Below are 22,540 nucleotides of genomic sequence, written 5' to 3'. Positions count from 1 at the left end.
TTAGTTCACCCTTTCTAATTTTTCGTTGCTTGCTACAATTAATAAGTTTAATTTGGCTAATGCTTTTCCAGAGTCAATGCTATGTGCCGCGAGTTTAATTCCTTCTTCAATCGTTTCCGTTTTTCCATTTGCGAAAAGAGCTAGACCTGCATTTAATAAAACTGTATCGCGATAAACACTCTTTTCTCCGCTCAATACGCCGACTGTAATCTTTGCATTTTCTTTTGAATTCCCCCCTCTAATTTCTTCATTTTTCACTCTTGAAAAACCATACTTTTCTGGATCAATAATCATTTCCACTATTTCATTATCTTTTAAAAGGACTACGTGATTTTCCCCTTGTAATGATGCTTCATCTAAAAAACCACTTCCATTTACGACAAGTGCTTGTTTCCGGCCTAACTTTTGTAATACTTGCGCAACTGGTAATAACATATCTCGTTTATAAATACCGACAAATTGTGTTTCTAAATTCACTGGATTTGTTAAAGGGCCAATTAAATTAAAGATCGTCGGCACGTTTAACTCTTTTCTTATTTTCATAATGCGCCTTAGTGCTGGATGCATCGCTGGTGCAAATAAAAATGCAATGCCCACATGCTCTAGTAAATAATCAATTTCGCTTGGCGTACTGCTAATATTTACACCTAATTCTTCTAATAAGTCCGCACTTCCTGTTTTACTAGAAACAGCACGATTACCATGTTTTGCAACCTTTACGCCAGCTCCTGCCAGTACGAATGCTGAAGTTGTGCTAATATTAAACGTTTGAGCACCGTCACCACCCGTTCCGCAATTGTCCATTGCTCCTTGTATATGGTTCGAAAACGGCAATGCCTTTTCGCGAAGAGCCCGAACGAGACCGTATATTTCTTCTGCAGTTTCACCTTTCGCTTTCAGTAAGACTAAGAAAGCTGCAATTTCACTTTCTAATATGTTTTCACTTAATAAAAGTAGTCCTGCTTTATACATTTCCTCTTCTGTTAAATGTTGACCCTCCACTAATTTACGAAGATAGCTATTCATACTCTTTCCTCCTCTTTTACTTCTGTTAAAAAGGCACGTATTAACTTTCCGCCTTCTTCTGTTGCGATTGATTCCGGATGAAACTGTAATCCGAAGAGCGGATAATAATTGTGACGGACTGCCATTATTTCTCCATCGTCCATCGCTGTCGCTAATATGTCAAAACACTTTGGCAAGCTCGTGTGCTCTGCAACAAGGGAATGATAGCGCATCGCCGTTAGCGGCTGTGTAGCGTATGAAAAAATTGACGTTCCATTATGTTTCACGCGTGATGTTTTCCCATGTTTAATACGCTCCGCTCGAACAATTCCTCCTCCAAATGCTGATATAATCGCCTGATGACCAAGGCAAATACCTAATATGGGAACGTTCTTATAAAAATGACGAATCACTTCGATACAAATACCAGCATCCTCTGGTTTTCCTGGTCCTGGTGAAAGCACAATTCCTGTTGGATTCATCTCTTCTAGCTGTTCTATCGTTATTTGATCATTTCTTACGACTACAATATCTTCTTCGTATTCACCTAACAGTTGATACAAGTTATAAGTAAATGAATCATAATTATCAATTAGTACAATCATTTCATTACCTCCAATAGTGCTCTCGCTTTATTTAACGTTTCTTCATATTCAGCTACTGGGTCTGAATCATAAACAATTCCCGCTCCTGCCTGAACGTATGCTTTTTCATCCTTTACGACCATCGTTCGAATAGCGAGCGCCATATCAAGATTTCCTGAAAAACTAACGTATCCAACTGCACCCGCGTATACATTTCTTTTTTCATTCTCTAGCTCATTTATAATTTCCATCGCTCTAATTTTCGGAGCTCCCGACACTGTTCCTGCTGGTAGACAATACGCTAATGCATCAAATCCACTCATTTGTTTTCGCAATGTTCCGTAAACTTCAGATACAATGTGCATAACGTGAGAGTATTTTTCTACTTTCATATATTTATCTATCGTAACCGAGCCGATTTCGCTCACTCTACCAATATCGTTTCGCCCAAGATCTACAAGCATCATATGCTCTGCTCGCTCTTTCTCATTGTCTAACAGTTCTTTTGCGATTTCCTCATCTTCCCTCTTCGTTTTCCCTCTCGGTCTTGTACCAGCAATTGGATTCGTCATTACTTTATCCTCCCTTACTGATAGCAAACTTTCCGGTGAAGAACCGAGTACAACATAATCTTGAAAATCGATATAGAACATATATGGTGATGGATTTGCAATTCGAAGTTTTCGGTATAACGCGAATGGATCACCAATACATTCACTTTGTAAACGCTGTGACAGTACGACTTGGAATATGTCTCCGGCTCTTATATGTTCTTTCGCCATTTCTACCATCTCACAAAACTCTTTTTCCGTTATAGAAGAAGTGAATGATAATGTGGATTGTATTGCATTTACTTCAGTTTCTTCTCCTTGTAGCACTTCCTCTTTGTATACTCGTAGCCTTTCGTATACTTCCTCATAATCTGCTGAATCATCTTCCCTGCATACATATACAAACGACAACCTTTGGCGTAAATGATCGTAAACGATAAACTCACGATATAGTAAGAGGTGTACTTCCGGAATATTTAATGGGTCGTGTAAATCCGCTCCAATGTTTTCATACTGCCGAATGACATCATATCCAATATAACCAACTGCTCCTCCGCAAAATGGAAATGGGCTGTCTACTTGTGATGGTGCGATTATTTCTTCTAACACTTGTAGTACGTTACCTTGTAACTTTTCTGTTTGCCCGAAAATCGTTCGTTCTACTTCCGTACCAACGCTTTTTACTTCTCCATAAGGATTACATCCTAAGTAAGAATAACGCCCTTTATCTTGATGAAGCTGTGAACTTTCTAATAAAAATTTCTTCTTTCCTTTCATACGTCTATATAAAGAAATTGGCGTAATGCTATCTCCTTCTTCTTCAGTGGTTACTAAAAATGTCTTTCTCTCTCTTTTTTGTTTTATAAATTCTTCTTTCGTCATCATGTCCTTCACCTCGCCCTGAAAAATAAAAAAGTCCTCTACATATCGAAAATATGTAGAGGACGATAAATATACCGCGGTACCACCTCGTGTTGGATGCAAAAGCATCCCGCTTTGTTCAGGTACAAAATTTATACCTTATCCTTGTAACGGCGGAACCCGGGTTGCCTACTGAAAATAATTGTTCAGCATACCTCTCGTAAGCCCATTCCGTATATGGCACCGTACCGGGCTCCCACCTATTCCCGGCTCTCTGTAACGTCTCCAATATACGTACTCTTCTTACTTAAACGATTTCATTTATTTAATTTTTTATACACAAAAAGGGAGTACTCATCCTATAGAAAGGACGGGTACTCCCGTGGTGCCACCTTAATTCGTTACAAATGTAACGCACTTTACCGTATCAAAAACAATACGTGTCTCTTGTATCGATGAGATCATGTCGCCAAAGCCTACTTCTTTCGTTTCGGTTTGGAAGCTCCGAAGCCCATTCCACATCAATTCCATACTGATTCGCACCAACCATCAGCTCTCTGACATGTTCATCATGTGTACTCTTCTTCATCAACGCTTGCATTTTTTTAAGTTGCACTCATTATAGACCTGACTTTTTTCACAAGTCAATACTTTTTTAAAAATTTTATTTTTCTTTCCTTTCAATATTATATTGACAAAACAACCTCTTTTTATGTAAATATAATAAATACTCTATTAAAAATAAGGTTTTTTGTATGAATATTATATATTAAAAAAGTAAAATGACATCAAAAAACGCTTACATTTCTGAAAATTCGTATTTCTATATGGATTTTTCAGAATAATCATGATAGATTATAAAGTGAAACTTTAATAAGTAGGGGTTTTGTTCATCCCCCACTTATTATTAGTTGAACTAATCGGGCATTTACGGGCAGTTGATCTCCCACCTAACTTCCTTGCCCATCCAATTTTAAGGTGGGAGTTTTACTGCCCGTAAATGCGGGATAAATATGCATAACGCATCAAAAGACATGACAAAAGAAAGGGGAACTACATGAGTACGCAGATGTTAATTTTAACTTCTATCTCTATTTACATGCTCGGGATGCTAATTATCGGCTATTTCGCTTATAAGCAAACATCCAACTTAACAGATTATATGCTTGGCGGGCGTACACTAGGCCCCGCAGTAACAGCATTAAGTGCTGGAGCAGCTGATATGAGTGGTTGGCTTTTAATGGGCTTACCCGGTGCAATGTTTAGCGTTGGATTAAGTAGTAGCTGGATTGCGATTGGCCTAACATTAGGCGCATATGCAAACTGGCTTTATGTCGCTCCTCGCTTACGTACCTACTCTGAAATTGCAAATAACTCTATTACTATCCCAGAATTTTTGGAACACCGTTTCCACGACAAATCCCATATGCTACGTTTAGTATCTGGACTTGTTATTATGATATTTTTCACGTTTTATGTAGCTTCAGGATTTGTCTCTGGTGCTGTATTATTCGAAAATTCATTTGGACTCAATTACCATGTTGGTCTTCTTATCGTTGGTGGAGTTGTCGTAGCTTACACATTATTTGGTGGATTTTTAGCTGTAAGTTGGACAGACTTCGTGCAAGGAATCATTATGGTAGTCGCTCTTATTCTTGTTCCAGTCGTAACAATTATGCACGTAAATGGACTTGGTCCAGCATTTGAAACAATTAAATCTATCGATCCGGCATTATTAGATATTTTTAAAGGTACTTCTGTATTAGGAATTATTTCATTATTCGCATGGGGCCTTGGTTATGTTGGACAACCACATATTATTGTACGCTTTATGGCGATTTCTTCTGTAAAAGAAATTAAAAGTGCACGACGTATTGGTATGAGCTGGATGATTTTCTCTGTTGCTGGAGCTATGTTTACTGGCCTTATCGGTATTGCATACTATTCAAAAGCAGGTTTAAAACTTTCTGATCCAGAAACGATTTTCGTTGAACTTGGCACTATTTTATTCCATCCACTTATTACTGGATTTTTATTAGCAGCTATTTTAGCAGCTATTATGAGTACAATTTCTTCCCAACTTCTCGTTACTTCGAGTGCAGTAACAGAAGACTTATATAGAACATTCTTTAAGCGTGATGCTTCTGATAAAGAACTTGTATTTGTCGGTCGTATGGCTGTTCTTGTTATCGCTTTAATTGGATGTGCATTAGCGCTTAAACAAAATGATACGATTTTAGCTCTTGTTGGATACGCTTGGGCTGGGTTCGGTTCTTCATTCGGACCTGCTATTTTATTAAGCTTATATTGGAAACGTATGACGAAATGGGGCGCGCTTGCTGGTATGATTTCTGGTGCCGCTACTGTTATTATATGGACTCAATTCAAATTCTTAAAAGATTTCTTATATGAAATGATTCCAGGTTTCGCTATTAGTTTACTAGCCATCGTAATTGTTAGTTTACTAACACAACCTTCAAAAGAAGTTGAAGAGCAATTTGAGGATTTCGAAAAACAACATCGTCATAATTTATAAAAAAATCTCTGCTGTTATCGTAACAGCAGAGATTTTTTACAGTTCGACAATCTTCTTATCAAATTTAACAAATTCTTTATGTTTCGTTAAATTTAACATAACACTACTCCTTTATAGTATGAGTATCAGCACTTATACAGAAAGGGGACTCCAACATGTTAGCAGCTTTCCAGCAACAACAAACACGAAAATTTTCACCTATCACAAATACTTCTGCGTCTTGTTTAAACATGCAACCTAACCCGCCTAAAATTTCAATTGCTCCTTCTGTTATTTCAGTCATCGGTGTTCATATGGAAAAACATAAATTAAAAATAAAAACGGGACAAAACATTGTGTTATCAGCTTCCATTTTGCCAATACAAGCAACGCATAAAGAGCTTATTTGGTCAAATATGAATTCTGATATCATCACCATATATCCAAAAGGTGACACCGTGACGATTACTGGAAAAAGTGCAGGTAAAGCAGTCGTAATTGTCACAACTGCTGAAGGCAAATTTCGTGACCTATGTGTCATTCATGTACAACCTTATATGACAAATCCAAAGTAAAAGAGTGGCTTCGTAGCCACTCTTTTACTTGATTTCAATATTTGAGTTTTTACTTTTTACAAGATTAATGAATTGTTCTTTATTTCTTGGAGAAATAATTTCTGTTTTATATGTATCGTAAACAATTTCAAGTCGGTCAAATGATAATGCATGGGCTGCTATTGGATTTTTCGTATTTGAAATTTGTTTTATATCTCGTATAAAAATACGTTTTTTAATAAAACCTGACCTAATGATAATCATTTCCTCTTCCACAATATATTTGGTTGAAAACCACCCAAAAATAAATACTATGGCTAACGGAATCGTAAAAAATAAAAGAAAATATTCTCTCTCTGCAAATATAGGAGCAAAACACGCTCCTATGACAACAAAAAAAATCGGATATAACCATACATCTTTTTTTGATGGAAATTCCACTAAACTTTCCCCCTCTTGATTTAAGTCAATGAATCTCCTTCTCTTCCCTATTACAATGAAAACAATATTAGAAAAGGAGGACGTATTATGACTGAACGAAAGTACGCCTTATTTGCTGGCACCTCTCTTCTTGTTATGGCATTCATTGCATTTTTTTCTTACGGTTTTGTTCATGAAAATCTCGTTGTACAAGGAGATGCGAGTACAACATTCCATAATATCCAAACTTCAAATTCACTTTTCAAAGCAGAAATCTTCGGGTGGATTACCATTTTTATTACTGATATTGTCGCCGCATGGGCTCTTTATTTCTTTCTAAAACCAATTCATACTAGCCTCTCATTACTAGCAGCTTGGCTTCGTCTTATGTATACAGCTATACTTGGGATTGCAATATTCAATCTAATATTGGCATTGTTGCTTTCAAAAAATACAATTGCGAATCCAGAAACATATACGATGTTGTTTCTTAGTGCATTCGAATACATTTGGTCTGTAGGATTGATCATTTTTGGATTGCATCTTTTCGTTTTAGGATATGTAGCTTTTCTCTCTAAACAGATACCAAAGTTTATTAGTATACTGCTGTTCATTGCTGCTACCGGTTATATGTTAATTCACGTCATGAATACAATGTTTACACAATACGATACAATGATTTCAATCATACAATCACTATTCCAATTACCTATGATTGCAGGTGAATTAGGACTTGCGATATGGCTACTATTGAAAGGTGGTAAACACTCTAATTAAGCCGTTTCTTAATTCTACTTAATGATTCTGGTGTCATGCCAAGATAGCTTGCTAGCTGATATTGTGGAACGCGATTAATTAAATACGGGCGTTTTTGTAACAATGTTTTATATCGCTCTTCTGGTGTCGATGAGATAAATACAGCAAGTTCATCTTGTACTTCACCGAAATTGTACTCGATCATTTTACGCGTCATTTCTTCTAATTGTGAATACTTATTATACATGTCCTTTTCACTATGTAGATCACCAACAACTACAGTACAATCTTCTAAACACGTTAACGTATATGATGAAGATTTATCTTGTTTATGATGGTTGAAATTAGAAATTGCCTGTTCTTCTGTATAAAAATTTGATGTAACTTCTTTCCCTGCTTCATCTATACTATGTTGCCTAACGCATCCTTTTAATACAAAATAACATTTTAACGGAACTTTTCCTTGTCTTAGGAGCACTGTTCCTTTTTTATATTCTTCAATTTGTAATTCACTGAGGATCATTTGCTGCTCTTCTTCACTTAATGTTGTAAGATTCTTCATATACTCCTTTAATATCTCTGCCATTTTCCTCCCCCTTCTACGCCCGTATTTCTATAAAACAAAAAGAGAAGTATCACAACTTCTCTTTTCTCCCCTAACACTATAATTCCTGTGTGTACACCGGCTCGTTTACGACATTTTTTGCTGTTCGCTTTTGTTGCTGCAGTAAGAAAACAGATACACCAAACAATACGAGCATGCTACCGATAATTTGCATTGCATTTAATTTTTCTCCAAGTAAGAAGAACGCAAGTATAGATGCTCCAACAGGTTCTCCTAAAATACTCATTGAAATTGTCGTTGCATTTACATAATTTAATAGCCAGTTATTAATTACATGTGACACTGTCGGCACAACCGCAAGTAAAAGAAAAACGGTCCAATCCCACTTCGTATAACCTGTAAAGGGTACTTGCAATATGACATTATAAATCCACATAAAAAGACCTGCGAATGCAAAGACTGTAAAGCTATAAATCCAGTGTGATACTTTCTTTACTGTCGTTTGCCCGATAAATAAATAACCGACAACTGCTATTACACTTAGAAAGGATAATATGTCTCCATAAATTGCTTGCTTACTTAAACCTAAATCTCCCCAACCAATGCACATTACGCCTAGAATAGCGATTCCCATCGTTGCAATGGCTGAATATGTTGTTCTTTCTTTAAACAGAAAAAAACCTCCAACTAAAGATACGATCGGTTGAAGTGCCAAAATAATTGTTGAACTAGCAACTGTTGTATGCTTTAAAGATTCAAACCATAAAAGAAAATGAAGTGCTAAAAAGAAACCAGATCCAATTAAAAAGCCCCAATCTTTCATTTGAATCCTATTAAATTCCTCTCTTTTTTTCCATACGATAGGCAGCATAATAAGTACGATAATCCATAAGCGGTACATACTTAATATTGAAGATGGTGCTGAGGACATCTTTACAAAAACTGCTGCAAAGGAAATAGCAATTATAGAAATAGCCAATGGTAGTGCGATTGATTTTTCTTGTTTCAAATCCTGTCTCCCCTCTCACCTGTCAAAAATCCCACTTCATTATATCCGTTTTCTTTCGTAACTTAAATACTAATTTTTTAGATTCTTCGTACCATTATGGTAAAATAGAAATTAAGGCACCAATTAGTGAATATTTATTTCCTTTTTCACTACAAGCGTCGCTCTTACAATCGTTACAGTAAATTTTTATTTAGGGGGATCTACATGAGTCAAACAATAGGGAGAATTGAAGAAATTTCATTTTATAGCGCATCACTTCAAGAAGACGTTACGCTTCTCGTTTATTTGCCAGTAAATTACACACCACTGCACAAACATACAGTTGTAATTGCACAAGATGGTAGAGATTATTTTCAGCTTGGTAAAGCGCACCGTGTAATTGAGCGCCTTCGTGAAACTGAAGAAATTGACCGTACAATTATTGTCGGTATTCCATATAAAAATGTACAGGATCGTAAAGAAAAATATTTCCCAAGTGAAGTGAAAAATGCTGCATATATTCGTTTCCTTGCTCATGAACTTGCACCATATATTGATGAAAATTATCCAACGTACCAAATGGGAAAAGGTCGTGTTTTAATTGGTGATTCTCTTGGCGGAACAGTTTCCTTTATGACTGCACTTATGTATCCGCATACATTCGGTAAAGTCGTTATGCAATCACCATTTGTGGATGAGACAGTGATGAACTTAGCAAAAGACTTCAAAGATCCACAAGCATTAGAACTGTATCACGTCATTGGTACAGAAGAAACGGCTGTAAAGCGTACTGATGGACAAGTATCTGATTTCGTAGAACCAAACCGTGAGTTAAATACACTTCTCACAGATAGAAATTTCATTACGCATTACGAGGAGTTTGAAGGTAATCATACTTGGAAATATTGGCAGACTGATTTACCGAAAGCCTTCTCTCATATTCTATCAATGAAATAATAGAGAGCAGTATTCAGAATAATTTGATATAATAGATAAAGAGATTTATTTATCTCAAAATCTAACTAGACTTACAAAGGGAGGAATTGGAACATGAAATTAGGCATTGTAATTTTTCCATCTAAAATGATTCAAGATAAAGCGAACGGATTGCGTAAACGTTATGACCCGCACTACGCATTAGTTCCGCCACATATTACATTGAAAACACCCTTTGAGGCGCAAGATGAACAATTAGAATCGATTGTAAACGAGCTACATACAATCGCAAGTAAAACGAACCCTTTCACCCTTCATGTTGGGAAAGTTGGTTCATTCGCACCTGTTAATAACGTCCTTTACTTTAAAGTAGAAAAAACACCTGAACTTACTTTCTTAAATGAAGAAATGCATGGCGGGTTATTCACGCAAGAACGCGAATATGCTTTCGTACCTCACTTAACAATCGGACAAGGCTTATCAGATGCAGAGCATGCTGATGTGTTGGGCCGATTACGTATGAAAGATTTCTATTACGAACAACCAATTGATCGTTTCCATCTTCTATATCAATTAGAAAATGGAACATGGACTGTACACGAAACATTCCGTCTTGGAAAGGGGAACAACTAATTTGCACGCACAGATTGTACAAACGGACGAACAACTAAGAGATGCATTCTCTGTACGTAAACAAGTGTTTGTAAATGAACAACGTGTCTCTGCTGAAGAAGAGTACGATGAGTTTGAAGAAACTTCAACACACGTTGTTATATATGACAATGATGTTCCAGTTGGTGCTGGACGTTTTCGCATCCTTGATGGTATAGGAAAAATGGAACGCATTTGCGTGCTAAATTCCCATCGCAAAAAAGGGATTGGAAAAATTGTTATGGATTCTCTTGAAGCGTATGCAAAAGAAAATTCGCTACAAAAATTGAAACTTCACGCTCAAACACATGCTGAAGATTTCTATAAAAAACTTGGATATGTAACAAGTTCTGATGTATTTATGGAAGCAAATATCCCGCACGTTGTAATGATAAAAGAATTGTAATTTGAAAACAGGAGGTGACCCCTCCTGTTTTTTACATTGCTATTTTCTTTTTCTTCCGCTAAAGTTAAATGTTGATGCTATAGTTTTGAAGGTGAACATATGACACAAGAAAAATTTTCACAAAAATCATTAACACACGCTGATATTCCGCGTGCGACATATCATATTCCGAAAACATCTACCCATTTAATTATGGAAGAAGATGTAGATGTGGCTTATTTCCGCGCTCTCGAACAACAAAATGTTTTTTTAAACGAAAAACAATTAGAAGCCGTGCGCACAACAGAAGGTCCTGTTCTCACACTAGCTGGTGCTGGAAGCGGGAAAACATCTGTTTTAACAACTCGCGTTGGTTATTTAGTAAATGTAAAACAAGTTCATCCACGAAATATTTTATTACTTACATTTACACAAAAAGCAGCTGAAGAAATCCGAAGTCGTGTTGCGAAGTTACCAGGTATGAATCATGCAGCAAGTAGCTATGTTGTTGCTGGTACATTCCACTCTGTTTTCTTAAAATTGCTTCGTAGTCAAGGGTATAATCAGCAAATTTTAGCAAATGAAAAACATAAACAAATTATGATAAAGAAAATCTTAAAAGAATTGCGTTTAAAAGACGATTATGATGCGGAAACGATACTCGCGATGATTTCACTTGAGAAAAACAAATTAAATCGTCCGAAAGATGTAAAAGCGAAAACACCAGTGGAACAAGAATTTAAAGAAGTATATGAACGTTTTGAAGAAGTAAAACAACGATACAATTATATTGATTTCGATGACATCTTATTGGAAACATATTATATGTTAGAAAATAATGCTCCTTTACTAACTCAATTACAACAACGTTTTCACTACATTGAAGTAGATGAGTTTCAAGATACATCGTATGCACAATATGAAATTGTAAAATTGTTAGCCACACCAAGAAATAATTTATTCATCGCAGGTGATGATGATCAAGCTATCTACGGCTGGCGAGGGGCAAGTCACCAAATTATTTTATCTTTTCCAAAAGAATTTGATAACACAACAATCATTGCACTAAATACGAATTATCGATCTAATCCCTTTATCGTCGGGCTTGGAAATGAAGTTATAAAATTAAATCAAGAACGTTTTGATAAAGAGCTATACTCCGTTCGTGAGGAAGGTGTACAACCTTTTTATGCAAGACCTGCTACGACTCTTGATGAAGCAAATCAAATTTTACAGCTCATTCAAGAAAAAGTAGATAGCGGTGACCGAAACTATAAAGATTTTTGTTTACTGTATCGCACACATTCTGTAAGTCGTTCGTTACTTGATCAACTTACCATTCATAAAGTCCCGTTTATTAAACACGGGGCGAGCCAATCATTTTATGAACATTCTTTAATCAAGCCTGTATTAGATCATTTAAGACTCGTGATTGAGCCGTTTCGACTAGAATCACTTTCAAACATATTGCCGACGATGTATATCGGACGTGATGATTGTATTTCATTTATTGAACGTGAACAATGGAAATATGGTGAGGGGCGCTTCCCTTCTCTTCTTCATTTCTTACTATTAAATCCAAGCTTAAAACCTTTTCAAGTGAAAAAGGTAAATGAGCGCATCGATTTTATTAAATTTATTAAAGAATTAGAACCGAAAAAAGCATTAAAAGAAATCATTCATGGTAAAGGAAAATATTTAGAGTACTTACAAAGTAACGATCGTTCTTCCTTTACGATGCATAAAGACATACAAGAAGAAATGTTGGAAGAATTAATGGAGTCTGCAACTCGTTTCACCGATATTCCAGCTTATTTACAATTTATTGACGAGGCGATTCAAGGTCAAAAAGAAATGGAAGCATTAAAAACAATGCCGCAAAAAGATGCCGTTTCACTTATGTCAATTCATAACGCAAAAGGCCTTGAATTTCCATGTGTCTTTTTACTTGGAGCGAGTGATGGGATCCTGCCTCATACTTCTTCTTTAAAAGATGCAAATGATCGTGTTACGGAAACTTCTGAAGCGTTAGAAGAAGAACGCCGATTACTTTATGTCGCCATTACACGTGCGAAAGAAGAACTTTACATTTCTTCTCCGCAATTTTTCAGAGGAAAGAAATTAGAAATATCTCGTTTTTTATATACTGTGCGAAAAGATTTACCTGAAAAGACATCCACTAAATAAGGGTGTCTTTTTTTATATCACGTTATGTACATCCCTCCTATATAAATTCCTTGTTTTTATCGTGAGAATTAACGTAATATCAGCCATATCCCACTCATATTGTAATAGTGTATGTCAGAACTCACGAGAAGGAGTGAACATAATGAGCTGCAATTGTGAAGATCATCAACATGAGTGTGATTTCAACTGTGTATCGAATGTCGTTCGTTTTATACATGAACTACAAGAATGTGCAACGACAACATGTGGATCTGGTTGCGAAGTTCCCTTTTTAGGTGCACATAACAATGCATCAGTAGCGAATACACGTCCTTTTATTTTATACACAAAAACTGGAGAACCTTTTGAAGCATTTGCACCATCTTCAAGCCTTACTAGCTGCCGATCTCCCATTTTCCGCGTAGAAAGTATAGATGATGATGACTGTGCTGTATTGCGTGTATTAACTGTAGTTTTAGGTGATGGTACCGCTGTACCACCTGGTGACGACCCAATCTGTACGTTTTTAGCTGTACCAAATGCAAGACTAATATCAACCTCCACTTGCATTACTGTTGATTTAAGTTGCTTCTGCGCTATTCAATGCTTACGAGATGTTTCTATTTAAAACTAAATAATGAGTTAAGCATGGATTGGGTGGCAGATAATTCTGCCACCCAATCCATGCTTAAAGAGTATTATTATGTAAATTTCTTAAAATTGGGAACTTGTCTAGAACATAGAACCTGTCCTTTTCATTAACTGAAAGTAGAAACAGATAAAGGAGTGAAAAACATGTTCTCTTCTGATTGCGAATTTACTAAAATTGATTGCGAGGCAAAACCAGCTAGTACACTACCTGCCTTCGGTTTTGCTTTCAACGCGTCTGCACCTCAGTTCGCTTCACTATTTACACCACTATTATTACCTAGCGTAAGTCCAAACCCAAATATTACTGTTCCTGTAATAAATGATACAGTAAGTGTTGGAGATGGCATTCGAATTCTACGAGCTGGTATTTATCAAATCAGTTATACATTAACGATTAGTCTTGATAACTCACCTGTAGCACCAGAAGCTGGTCGTTTCTTCTTATCATTAGGTACGCCAGCTAACATTATTCCTGGATCAGGTACAGCGGTTCGTTCTAACGTTATTGGTACTGGTGAAGTAGATGTATCTAGCGGTGTTATTCTTATTAACTTAAACCCTGGTGACTTAATTCAAATTGTACCAGTTGAACTGATTGGAACTGTAGACATCCGTGCAGCAGCATTAACAGTTGCACAAATTAGCTAGTAAAAAGCGGTATTTCTAATACAGAAATACCGCTTTTTATATATAATAAAAACACTCACAGTAACATGAGTGTTTCATTCTTCATAGTGTTTTATTGTGTTCTTCTTTTTCCCACAATTACATCCTTTTTTCTTCACAAATCCTTGTTGTTGCAATTGTTCTTGATATGCCTGTTGTTGTGCATGGTGCTGTTGCTGTATTTGATACCACTGCTGCAGGTCATATGAATTTTGCCTTGGATTATTGCTCACAGCAAACATCTCCTCTACTGTCAATTCTGTCTATTTACTATATGAACAACTCTTTATTTCCGTTCCCTCATTCTTTTAAACTCCGCTTTTTCTCTTATTATGAAAATATATTATTCTCCCATAAAATATCCTGTAACCGTTTCAATGATTGCTGCTGCACCTGCAATGGCTAATAATGCAAGTAACGGCTCCGCAACGATAGGAATCCAATTATATAAAACTAATAAAAAAGCACTAACCCATACACCTGTACACCAATAACAGCTTAACAATTCACCAATCCACTTTCTTAATCCTTTACCTTTTACTTTTGTAAATGTTGATACACTTCCATCCGGCTCCGTAATCTCTAATTCATCAATAAATGGTCTTCGCAAAAAAGCTGTTATTTTATCATATACAATTAAACGAGTGAGCCTAAAAGCAGCTAACGCAAAAATAAAAAATAAAAGCCAGCTTGTAAACAGCATAATTCCACCTTCCCTTATCCTCTTTCGCCTATTTAAAAAAAAAGGTCTTGAGATTGTGACCAAATCTCCTCGACTCCAATATCTTATTAATGTAAATACAAACAAGAAGATAAGGAGTGACATTAATGAGTTGTAACGAAAATAAACACCATGGCTCTTCTCATTGTGTAGTTGACGTTGTAAAATTCATCAATGAATTACAAGATTGTTCTACAACAACATGTGGATCTGGTTGTGAAATCCCATTCTTAGGTGCACACAATACTGCATCAGTAGCTAATACACGCCCTTTTATTTTATACACAAAAACTGGAGAACCTTTTGAAGCATTCGCACCATCTGCAAGCCTTACTAGCTGCCGATCTCCAATTTTCCGTGTGGAAAGTGTAGATGACGATAGCTGTGCTGTACTACGTGTATTAACTGTAGTTTTAGGTGACAGTTCTCCGGTACCACCTGGTGACGATCCAATTTGTACGTTTTTAGCTGTACCAAATGCAAGATTAATATCTACAACTACTTGCATTACTGTTGATTTAAGCTGTTTCTGTGCGATTCAATGCTTACGCGACGTTTCTATCGTTAAGTAAACTAAAAAACTATTGGGGTGGTAGAAGCTTTCTACCACCTTTACATATTTAAAAGCCAGCCATACTAATCGATTGGATATCATCTATAGACAACCTAATATCTCTCATACTATTTTGCGGCATAATAGATACAATGCCATTACGATACGATATGATCGATCCAACATAAGAAACTGTAGTTGTTTTTATTCTGCACCTTACTTTCGGAATATAATGAGGGCGGTTTAATAAAAAATGAATTTTTTCATCATTATTCATATCCTTAAATGATTTATTATACGGGACAGTTCTTACTGGTTCTTGTTGTTCTTGCTCTTCTTGTTCTGCGTGTTCTTCTTTTTCTTCTTCTATTTTTTCTTCCACTTGCTGCTCTTCTTGTTGTTCTTGTTCTGTTACCTCTTCCACAGCACTGCTTACAATATTTTCTTGTCTATCACTTTGCTCTTTTTGATCTTCATTTTCAAAGTTTGTCAGGATAATCCTTTTTATTTTCGGTGCAGTAAGTTCTAAACTTACTTGCGCAATATATAACAACGGTTTTCCAACTGTTGAACTTTTATTTTTATTCTTCACACTCGTCCCTCCCACTTCCATACGTAGCTGAATAAATCGTGTACTATTATAGTTATATTCATCACGTGGCAAGAACTTTCGTTAAAAATCGTTCTTTCTCAGAACAAATAAAAAGGACAATCTCAGCATTTAGAGATTGTCCTTTAAAAATTAATATTCTATTTATCCTAGGATATGATACCCTGAATCAACGTGAATGTTTTCTCCTGTTACTCCACGTGCTAAATCACTGAATAGGAATACTGCTGTATCGCCAACTTCTTCTGGAGTTGTTGTACGACGAAGTGGTGCGCGCTCCTCAATTTCTCTTAAGATTGAGTTGAAATCGCCTACACCTTTTGCAGACAACGTACGAATTGGTCCTGCAGAAATAGCGTTGACACGAATACCATGTTGCCCTAAATCGTTCGCTAAATATTTCACGCTCGCTTCTAATGAAGCTTTCGCAACACCCATAACGTTATAATTTTTCACAACGCGCTCGCCGCCAAGATATGTTAAAGTTAAAATATTTCCGCCTTCTGTCATTACTTTCTTCGCTTCTCTTGCTACAGCTGTTAAAGAGAATGCACTAATATTTTGTGCAAGTAAAAATCCATCGCGAGAAGTATCTACAAATTCACCTTTTAAGTCATCGCGATTTGCAAAAGCAATACAATGCGCTACACCGTGAATAGTACCTACTTCTTGTTTAATTGTTTCAAAGCAAGCTGTAAGTTCCTCATCATTCGTTACATCACAAGGTAATACAAGTGACTCTTGTCCTTCTAATGTGTCCGCTAATTCACGAACGTTTCTTTCTAAACGTTCTCCTGCATATGTGAATATTAATTTTGCACCTGCATTATGCAAAGAACGCGCAATTCCCCATGCAATACTTCTTTGGTTCGCAACGCCCATAACAACAAATGTTTTCCCTTGTAATAATTCCATGATATATCCTCCCAGAAATGCTTATACTTGTTATTAGTACCTGATACTATAATTATAGTAACATAAAACCTCTTAAAGGCAAACAAAAAAGTCATTAACAGAAATTTGTTAATGACTTTTTGTTTCTATAAAAAACCGCTCTAATCCTTCTTCCCAAGACGGCATTTGTGAAAAACCATTTAATCGTAGCATGTTATGTTGAAAGATAGAATATTTGGGCCTTGCAGCCGCAGCCCCGAATTCTTCCGTTGAAACAGGTAATACATTCACTTTCATATTGGCGTACGAAAATATCTTTTGTGCAAATTCAAACCAAGAGCATGAACCTCTGTTTGATACGTGGTATGTACCGTATAAAGAAGTATGAATGAGCTTATTAATAACCATATTCAAATCCGCCACATACGTAGGAGAGCCAATTTGATCCGCTACAACAGATATTTCATCTCTTTCTTTTCCTAATCGCATCATCGTTTTCACAAAATTATTTCCATATTTACCATATAGCCACGATGTGCGAACGATAAAATATTTATTATGTAACTCTTTGACGAACTGCTCCCCCGCATACTTAGACGCTCCATATATATTTATCGGCGCTGGACTATGAAATTCGTCGTATCCATCTGGTCTGGCACCTTGAAATACATAATCAGTACTAATATAAACTAGCTTCGCTCCTACTAATTGTGAAGCAACCGCTACATTTCGAGCTCCGATTGCATTTATTCTATATGCAAGATCCTGTTCTTTCTCCGCATGATCTACTTTCGTATAGGCAGCACAATGAATAATTATATGTGGTTTTATTTCTTGTACCACTTGTTGTATTCGGGATATATTTGTCACATCTAATAACTTTTTATCAAATGGATATATATCATATTCTTCAGAGTTTAACTCTTCAAATAGTTGCTTTCCTAATTGACCGTTTGCTCCTGTTATGATAACCCTCTCTTTCATGTAACATGCCCCTTACTGGTCTTTTAGTGGTTTCCACCATTCCTTATTCTTTTCATACCATTTCACCGTCTCTTGTAATCCTTGTTCAAACGTATATTTCGGTTCCCAATCAAATTCATTCTTCATTTTCTCTGCATCAATCGCATAACGACGATCGTGCCCTAAACGATCTGTAACATATTCAATGTCTTTTTTTGTTTTTCCTAAAAGAGTAATAATTTGTTCCACAACTTCTACATTTGTTTTTTCATTATTTCCACCTATATTATATACTTCTCCTACACGTCCCTTATGCAGAACAACGTCAATCGCACTGCAATGATCCGTTACATGTAACCAATCTCTTACATTTAAACCATCACCATATAACGGTAGTTTTTTTCCTTCCAGTGCATTCGTAATCATTAACGGAATTAATTTTTCGGGATATTGGTACGGCCCATAATTGTTAGAACAACGCGTTACTATAACCGGTAATTGATATGTTTTATAGTAAGATAAAGCTATCATGTCCGCGCTCGCCTTACTTGAAGAATATGGACTATTTGGAGCTAACGGTGTTGTCTCTGTGAACTTCCCTGTTTTCCCTAAAGAGCCATACACTTCATCCGTTGATACTTGCACAAGTTTTATATGCGAATACTTTTTAACTAGTTCTAATAAATTGACCGTCCCAATTACATTTGTATCATAAAAAGGAATCGGATTTTCAATACTACGGTCCACATGTGATTCAGCTGCAAAATTTACAATCACTTGTACATCTCGCTCTTTTATAACGTGTTCTAATAGCTCTCCATTTTGAATTTCTCCTTTTACAAAAGAGTAATTCGGATGATCCTGAAGAGATTTTACGTTATTTAAATTCCCGCTATATGTTAATGCATCGTAATTAATAATTTTATATGCTTCATAACTTTGTAGCATGTAATGAACGAAATTACTTCCAATAAATCCAGCCCCACCTGTTACTAATATATTCATAAACAACTCTCCTACTTAAAAACTATCTTCATATTCCTCTAGTAATGGTAATATCCGGTCCTTATCAGACAAGATAGGATCGGTTACTGGCCAAGGAATTGCTAACTCTTTATCTTCCCAAAGTAATCCTGAGTCATGCTCTGCGCTATAATATTCATCTACTTTATACATAACGATAGTATGCGGGACAAGCGTGCAAAATCCATGCGCAAACCCTTTTGGCACTAGTAATTGCCGATGGTTATCCGCACTTAAAATATACCCTTTCCATTGTTTAAATGTTGGTGATTTTTTTCGTAAATCTACGATAACATCATAAATTTCCCCTTGCATAACTTGAATGAGTTTCGTTTGTGCTTTCGGTTTTTTTTGAAAGTGTAGTCCCCGAATCGTTCCTGCCTTAGCCGAATAAGATACGTTATCCTGTACAAATGAATACGTAATCCCTAATGTTTCTAGCACCTGCTTATTATAGCTCTCTGAAAAAAAGCCACGCTCGTCTCCAAATAACCTCGGTTCTAACAATTTTGCATCGGTAAAATTTGTTTCTATAACTTTCATATTCTCACCTATTCTCCGTTAAACTGTTTCCCAAAGTTAATATCCCGTGCTAACGTATTCGCCTTTTGAAGAGAAGCATGAGTTCCCGCATCAGTCCACCAGCCGCTCATTTCATTATAAGTAAGTACCCCTCGTTTTAAATACCAATTATTTATATCTGTAATTTCAAGTTCTCCCCGTGCGGAAGGTCTTAATTCTTTTATATAAGAAAAGACTTTCGAATCATACAAATAAATTCCCGTAACAGCATAAGAACTTTTCGGCTCTTTCGGCTTTTCTTCAATTTCAACTATTTTTCGGTTTTGAATATGTGCTACGCCAAATCTTTCGGGATCTTCTACAGATTGCAAGAGTACTTTCGCACCTTCTTTTTGATTTGTAAACTCTTCAACATACGGAAGAATATCATCTGAAAAAATATTATCCCCTAATATAACTACCATACGATCATTCCCGACGAAATCTTCACAAAGCCCTAACGCCTGTGCAATCCCGCCCGCTTTATCTTGCACACGATACGTAAAGGACACGCCAAATTCATGACCACTCCCTAAAAAGCTAACAACATCCCCCATATGCTCTTTACCTGTAATAATCATAATATCTTTAATATCGCATTGTTTTAGCTTATATACCGCATGATAAATCATCGGATACCGACCAACAGGAAGTAAATGTTTATTCGTTACTTTCGTTATTGGATATAATCTCGATCCAGTACCACCTGCTAAAATAATACCTTTCACTTTGCATCTCTCCTTTATGATGGAGATAATATATCTTTGTAATGTTCTACAAACACTTTCCGGTACTTCTCATATGTATCCGCATCAAACTCATCCCCGTTGTAATGAATACACCATAAATTTGCTTGATTTGGGATACCGATTAAATAACCTGCTTTTTGAAACTCTAAAGACTGTGACACATCATAAAAGTGAAACCCTTGAAACAAATCTTCTCGCCACGGAATATCATACTGCGTTGCCATGAATAAACCATCAATTGCCTGAACTGACAAAAATGGTTGATTACCATAAAAAACCTGATCTAAATTTAATAATTGATAATTCTGTCTTCTATACTCAATCACTTTCCCTACTAGATTTTTCCCTTCCCACCATATCCCATTATTCGGTAAAAACTGAGCCCCAGCGACTCCTATTAAACCAAGCTTTTCATTTTCTTTAAAAAGAGATACAAGTGTAGAAAACATGTCTCGATTAATAAGATATGTATCTTGATGTATATATACTTTGTATTTCGCTGGATATGAAAGAGCTCGGTTATATGCACTTGCCATACTTTGCGCATCTCGTATCGGAAAAATTTGCACGACATAACCAGGGGGAACAAAAATGTTTCGTATTTGGCTCTCACATTGTTTGAAAAGCTCCTCATTATTTACACAAACAACGACCAATATTGTATGATCTTTCATTTTTGTCCCCCCTTTTATTCTTCCTTATTTACATCTGACATATAGTGTTCCACAAATATTTTTCGATACTTTTCATAGTTCGTCATATTCACATCAAAATGATAATGAATACACCAAGCATCGCGCTGTACAGGTACACCAACTGTATATCCTGCTTTTTTAAATTCAAACGATTGAGATACATCATAAAAATCAAATCCGTCAAATATGTCTTCTCGCCACGGAACATCATATTGTGTCGCCATTAATAAACCGTCAATACATTCTACAGGAATAAATGTTTTTGATTCATGATACGGTTGTTCTAAACTTGCCATATAAAACAAATCATTCATATAACCAATGACCTTCCCTACAATTCCACGCCCTTCGTTCCATACACCAGTCGGAGGAACATATTGCGCTCCAACCATCCCAATCATACCAAGGTGTTCATGTTCCTCGAATAATTGAAGTAATCCGTATAAAAAAGCTCTATTTATAATAAAAACATCTTGATGTAAATACACTTTATACTTCGCTGGATGTGAAATGGCTTGATTGTATCCACTTGTCATACTTTTCGCATTTCGAATCGGCATAAATTGGACAATATACCCTGGAGGTACTAATAATTGCAATATATGTCGCACGCAGTTTGCATACAATTTCCGATCATTTATACATGTAACAAATAATATTGTTTTGTCTGCAGCACTCATAATTGTGATTTTTCAGCTTCAATAATATACTGAAATACAACTGTCTCAGCCATGAAGCCACTTCCAAGACGATATTTTTTACAAATTCCATATAACTCCTCAATAAGCGGCTCATACATTTTATGATCAACATATACACGATCTACTTTACTAATAACATATCCTGCTTTTAAAAACATTCTTAGCATTTCATTAAATGTAAAGAAACGAATATGTGTTTTATCTAATAAACCATATTCTGTATACGTCCAATTTCCGGCAAGTAAGGGAGCTAATACTGAAATATGAGCAACATTCGGTATACTTGCTAAAATCACACCATTTTGCTTTATATATGGCTTAACCTTTTCAATCACAGCCCACGGGTCAAATAAATGCTCTAATACATCTCCAAATAGGATGCAATCAAATTGCCCCTCCTCATAAGGAAGATCTATTTTTTCTATATCCCCGAAAATAACATGATCTAGTCTTTCTTTCGCTTTTTCTGCAGCCTCTGGAAATGCCTCAATCCCTGATACACGTGTACCATTTTCTTTAATAGCTGCTCCCAATGCACCGCTCGAGCAACCAATATCAAGAACTTCTTTCCATTCCTTTTTTATATGCTTCAATAAATTCGGATTCGCTGCATTATAATAATGCTCGGATTTTTCTTCATATAAAGAACTTTTTTCGCGATTCATTTCACACACTCCTTATGCAAATTGAATTAGAAATATAAATCTCATATGAATTCTATAAAGTGCAGATTTTGTTCATCCCCCACTGATTATTAGCCCGCAAATAGCAGTATAAAATCTTTTATCTATATTGGTTACGTTACTGATACTCTAA

Annotated in this window: 27 protein-coding genes and 2 other annotated features; of the genes, 10 read left to right on the top strand and 17 right to left on the bottom strand. The window is 36.0% G+C overall.

Annotated elements, in window-relative coordinates; genetic code table 11:
- Genes trpD through trpE form a run of 3 tightly spaced genes read right to left on the bottom strand, consistent with a single transcriptional unit; the run spans position 1 to position 3,025 of the window.
- Positions 1-1,026, bottom strand: a complete 1,026-nt coding sequence (gene trpD / locus ACS2FK_RS07230) for an anthranilate phosphoribosyltransferase (RefSeq protein ID WP_001089856.1) — start codon at positions 1,024-1,026, stop codon at positions 1-3.
- A complete protein-coding gene (locus tag ACS2FK_RS07225; RefSeq protein ID WP_063546848.1) occupies positions 1,023-1,610 on the bottom strand; it encodes an aminodeoxychorismate/anthranilate synthase component II in 588 nt (195 codons plus the stop codon). Before ACS2FK_RS07225 ends, trpD begins: the two co-directional genes overlap by 4 nt.
- Positions 1,607-3,025, bottom strand: a complete 1,419-nt coding sequence (gene trpE, locus ACS2FK_RS07220) for an anthranilate synthase component I (RefSeq protein ID WP_063546846.1) — start codon at positions 3,023-3,025, stop codon at positions 1,607-1,609. The genes ACS2FK_RS07225 and trpE overlap by 4 nt, the downstream gene beginning before the upstream one ends.
- Before the next feature lie 52 nt (positions 3,026-3,077).
- Positions 3,078-3,322 (bottom strand) — a binding site (T-box leader).
- A 42-nt stretch (positions 3,323-3,364) separates the two neighbouring features.
- Positions 3,365-3,602 (bottom strand) — a binding site (T-box leader).
- 456 nt (positions 3,603-4,058) lie between these two features.
- On the opposite strand from trpE, the gene putP reads away from it, so the two are divergent.
- Both putP and ACS2FK_RS07210 read left to right on the top strand, forming a co-directional pair.
- Positions 4,059-5,537, top strand: coding sequence for a sodium/proline symporter PutP (gene putP, locus ACS2FK_RS07215; protein WP_000107190.1), 1,479 nt, complete (start codon positions 4,059-4,061; stop codon positions 5,535-5,537).
- A gap of 155 nt (positions 5,538-5,692) precedes the next feature.
- Positions 5,693-6,091 carry an Ig-like domain-containing protein gene (locus ACS2FK_RS07210; RefSeq protein WP_063546844.1) on the top strand — a complete coding sequence of 133 codons (399 nt, stop codon included), beginning with the start codon at positions 5,693-5,695 and terminating at the stop codon, positions 6,089-6,091.
- 24 nt (positions 6,092-6,115) lie between these two features.
- On the opposite strand, the gene ACS2FK_RS07205 is transcribed toward ACS2FK_RS07210, so the two are convergent.
- Complete coding sequence (locus ACS2FK_RS07205) at positions 6,116-6,511, bottom strand: PH domain-containing protein (RefSeq protein WP_063546842.1); 396 nt, start codon at positions 6,509-6,511, stop codon at positions 6,116-6,118.
- 87 nt (positions 6,512-6,598) lie between these two features.
- On the opposite strand from ACS2FK_RS07205, the gene ACS2FK_RS07200 reads away from it, so the two are divergent.
- Entirely contained in the window at positions 6,599-7,267 is a 669-nt protein-coding gene (locus ACS2FK_RS07200) for a DUF4386 domain-containing protein (RefSeq protein ID WP_063546840.1), read from the top strand.
- Here the strand turns inward: ACS2FK_RS07200 and ACS2FK_RS07195 are convergent.
- The gene (locus ACS2FK_RS07195) at positions 7,260-7,832 is read right to left on the bottom strand and encodes a Crp/Fnr family transcriptional regulator (RefSeq protein WP_063546838.1); all 573 of its coding nucleotides are present in this window, start codon (positions 7,830-7,832) and stop codon (positions 7,260-7,262) included. The two genes, ACS2FK_RS07200 and ACS2FK_RS07195, sit on opposite strands and share 8 nt — an antisense overlap.
- A 76-nt stretch (positions 7,833-7,908) precedes the next feature.
- Entirely contained in the window at positions 7,909-8,820 is a 912-nt protein-coding gene (locus ACS2FK_RS07190) for a DMT family transporter (RefSeq protein WP_063546836.1), read from the bottom strand.
- A gap of 204 nt (positions 8,821-9,024) precedes the next feature.
- Here ACS2FK_RS07190 and ACS2FK_RS07185 point away from each other — a divergent pair, with 204 nt between their 5' ends.
- The 6 genes from ACS2FK_RS07185 to exsF all read left to right on the top strand — a co-directional run bounded on the left by ACS2FK_RS07185 (position 9,025) and on the right by exsF (position 14,236).
- On the top strand, positions 9,025-9,756 hold the full coding sequence (locus ACS2FK_RS07185; protein WP_000084015.1) for an alpha/beta hydrolase: 732 nt from the start codon (positions 9,025-9,027) through the stop codon (positions 9,754-9,756).
- A 93-nt stretch (positions 9,757-9,849) separates the two neighbouring features.
- On the top strand, positions 9,850-10,368 hold the full coding sequence (locus ACS2FK_RS07180) for a YjcG family protein (RefSeq protein WP_000765862.1): 519 nt from the start codon (positions 9,850-9,852) through the stop codon (positions 10,366-10,368).
- Between the two features lies 1 nt (position 10,369).
- Positions 10,370-10,792, top strand: coding sequence for a GNAT family N-acetyltransferase (locus tag ACS2FK_RS07175; protein WP_063546834.1), 423 nt, complete (start codon positions 10,370-10,372; stop codon positions 10,790-10,792).
- A gap of 99 nt (positions 10,793-10,891) precedes the next feature.
- Complete coding sequence (locus ACS2FK_RS07170) at positions 10,892-12,958, top strand: ATP-dependent helicase (RefSeq protein ID WP_063546832.1); 2,067 nt, start codon at positions 10,892-10,894, stop codon at positions 12,956-12,958.
- A 142-nt stretch (positions 12,959-13,100) separates the two neighbouring features.
- A complete protein-coding gene (cotY, locus tag ACS2FK_RS07165) occupies positions 13,101-13,565 on the top strand; it encodes a spore coat protein CotY (protein WP_063546830.1) in 465 nt (154 codons plus the stop codon).
- A 167-nt stretch (positions 13,566-13,732) separates the two neighbouring features.
- Positions 13,733-14,236, top strand: a complete 504-nt coding sequence (gene exsF, locus ACS2FK_RS07160) for an exosporium protein ExsF (RefSeq protein ID WP_000492937.1) — start codon at positions 13,733-13,735, stop codon at positions 14,234-14,236.
- 74 nt (positions 14,237-14,310) lie between these two features.
- Here exsF and ACS2FK_RS07155 read toward each other — a convergent pair whose 3' ends face one another.
- Complete coding sequence (locus ACS2FK_RS07155; protein ID WP_014894818.1) at positions 14,311-14,496, bottom strand: hypothetical protein; 186 nt, start codon at positions 14,494-14,496, stop codon at positions 14,311-14,313.
- A gap of 101 nt (positions 14,497-14,597) precedes the next feature.
- Positions 14,598-14,957, bottom strand: a complete 360-nt coding sequence (locus ACS2FK_RS07150; RefSeq protein ID WP_063546828.1) for a DUF1360 domain-containing protein — start codon at positions 14,955-14,957, stop codon at positions 14,598-14,600.
- 125 nt (positions 14,958-15,082) lie between these two features.
- Here ACS2FK_RS07150 and exsY point away from each other — a divergent pair, with 125 nt between their 5' ends.
- A complete protein-coding gene (gene exsY / locus ACS2FK_RS07145; RefSeq protein WP_001277740.1) occupies positions 15,083-15,547 on the top strand; it encodes an exosporium assembly protein ExsY in 465 nt (154 codons plus the stop codon).
- Positions 15,548-15,595: 48 nt separating this feature from the next.
- Here the strand turns inward: exsY and ACS2FK_RS07140 are convergent, their stop codons facing one another.
- The 9 genes from ACS2FK_RS07140 to ACS2FK_RS07100 form a co-directional block, all read right to left on the bottom strand.
- On the bottom strand, positions 15,596-16,141 hold the full coding sequence (locus tag ACS2FK_RS07140; RefSeq protein WP_080469910.1) for a spore coat CotO family protein: 546 nt from the start codon (positions 16,139-16,141) through the stop codon (positions 15,596-15,598).
- Between the two features lie 141 nt (positions 16,142-16,282).
- Complete coding sequence (fabI, locus tag ACS2FK_RS07135; RefSeq protein WP_000421885.1) at positions 16,283-17,053, bottom strand: enoyl-ACP reductase FabI; 771 nt, start codon at positions 17,051-17,053, stop codon at positions 16,283-16,285.
- Positions 17,054-17,161: 108 nt separating this feature from the next.
- Entirely contained in the window at positions 17,162-18,016 is an 855-nt protein-coding gene (rfbD, locus tag ACS2FK_RS07130) for a dTDP-4-dehydrorhamnose reductase (protein WP_063546824.1), read from the bottom strand.
- A 12-nt stretch (positions 18,017-18,028) separates the two neighbouring features.
- A complete protein-coding gene (gene rfbB / locus ACS2FK_RS07125) occupies positions 18,029-19,000 on the bottom strand; it encodes a dTDP-glucose 4,6-dehydratase (RefSeq protein ID WP_063546822.1) in 972 nt (323 codons plus the stop codon).
- 15 nt (positions 19,001-19,015) lie between these two features.
- Positions 19,016-19,561, bottom strand: a complete 546-nt coding sequence (gene rfbC, locus ACS2FK_RS07120) for a dTDP-4-dehydrorhamnose 3,5-epimerase (RefSeq protein ID WP_063546820.1) — start codon at positions 19,559-19,561, stop codon at positions 19,016-19,018.
- Between the two features lie 8 nt (positions 19,562-19,569).
- The gene (locus ACS2FK_RS07115; RefSeq protein WP_063546818.1) at positions 19,570-20,307 is read right to left on the bottom strand and encodes a sugar phosphate nucleotidyltransferase; all 738 of its coding nucleotides are present in this window, start codon (positions 20,305-20,307) and stop codon (positions 19,570-19,572) included.
- Positions 20,308-20,321: 14 nt separating this feature from the next.
- The gene (locus ACS2FK_RS07110; RefSeq protein ID WP_063546816.1) at positions 20,322-21,002 is read right to left on the bottom strand and encodes a glycosyltransferase family protein; all 681 of its coding nucleotides are present in this window, start codon (positions 21,000-21,002) and stop codon (positions 20,322-20,324) included.
- A gap of 14 nt (positions 21,003-21,016) precedes the next feature.
- Positions 21,017-21,703 carry a glycosyltransferase family protein gene (locus ACS2FK_RS07105; protein WP_063546814.1) on the bottom strand — a complete coding sequence of 229 codons (687 nt, stop codon included), beginning with the start codon at positions 21,701-21,703 and terminating at the stop codon, positions 21,017-21,019.
- The gene (locus ACS2FK_RS07100) at positions 21,700-22,389 is read right to left on the bottom strand and encodes a class I SAM-dependent methyltransferase (RefSeq protein ID WP_063546812.1); all 690 of its coding nucleotides are present in this window, start codon (positions 22,387-22,389) and stop codon (positions 21,700-21,702) included. The genes ACS2FK_RS07105 and ACS2FK_RS07100 overlap by 4 nt, the downstream gene beginning before the upstream one ends.
- Between the last annotated feature and the right edge of the window lie 151 nt (positions 22,390-22,540).

The organism is Bacillus cereus group sp. BceL220 (assembly GCF_051776965.1).
Lineage (GTDB): Bacteria > Bacillota > Bacilli > Bacillales > Bacillaceae_G > Bacillus_A > Bacillus_A cereus.
The sequence above is the reverse complement of the archived record's forward strand: the minus strand, read 5'-3'. Positions and strand labels throughout refer to the sequence as shown.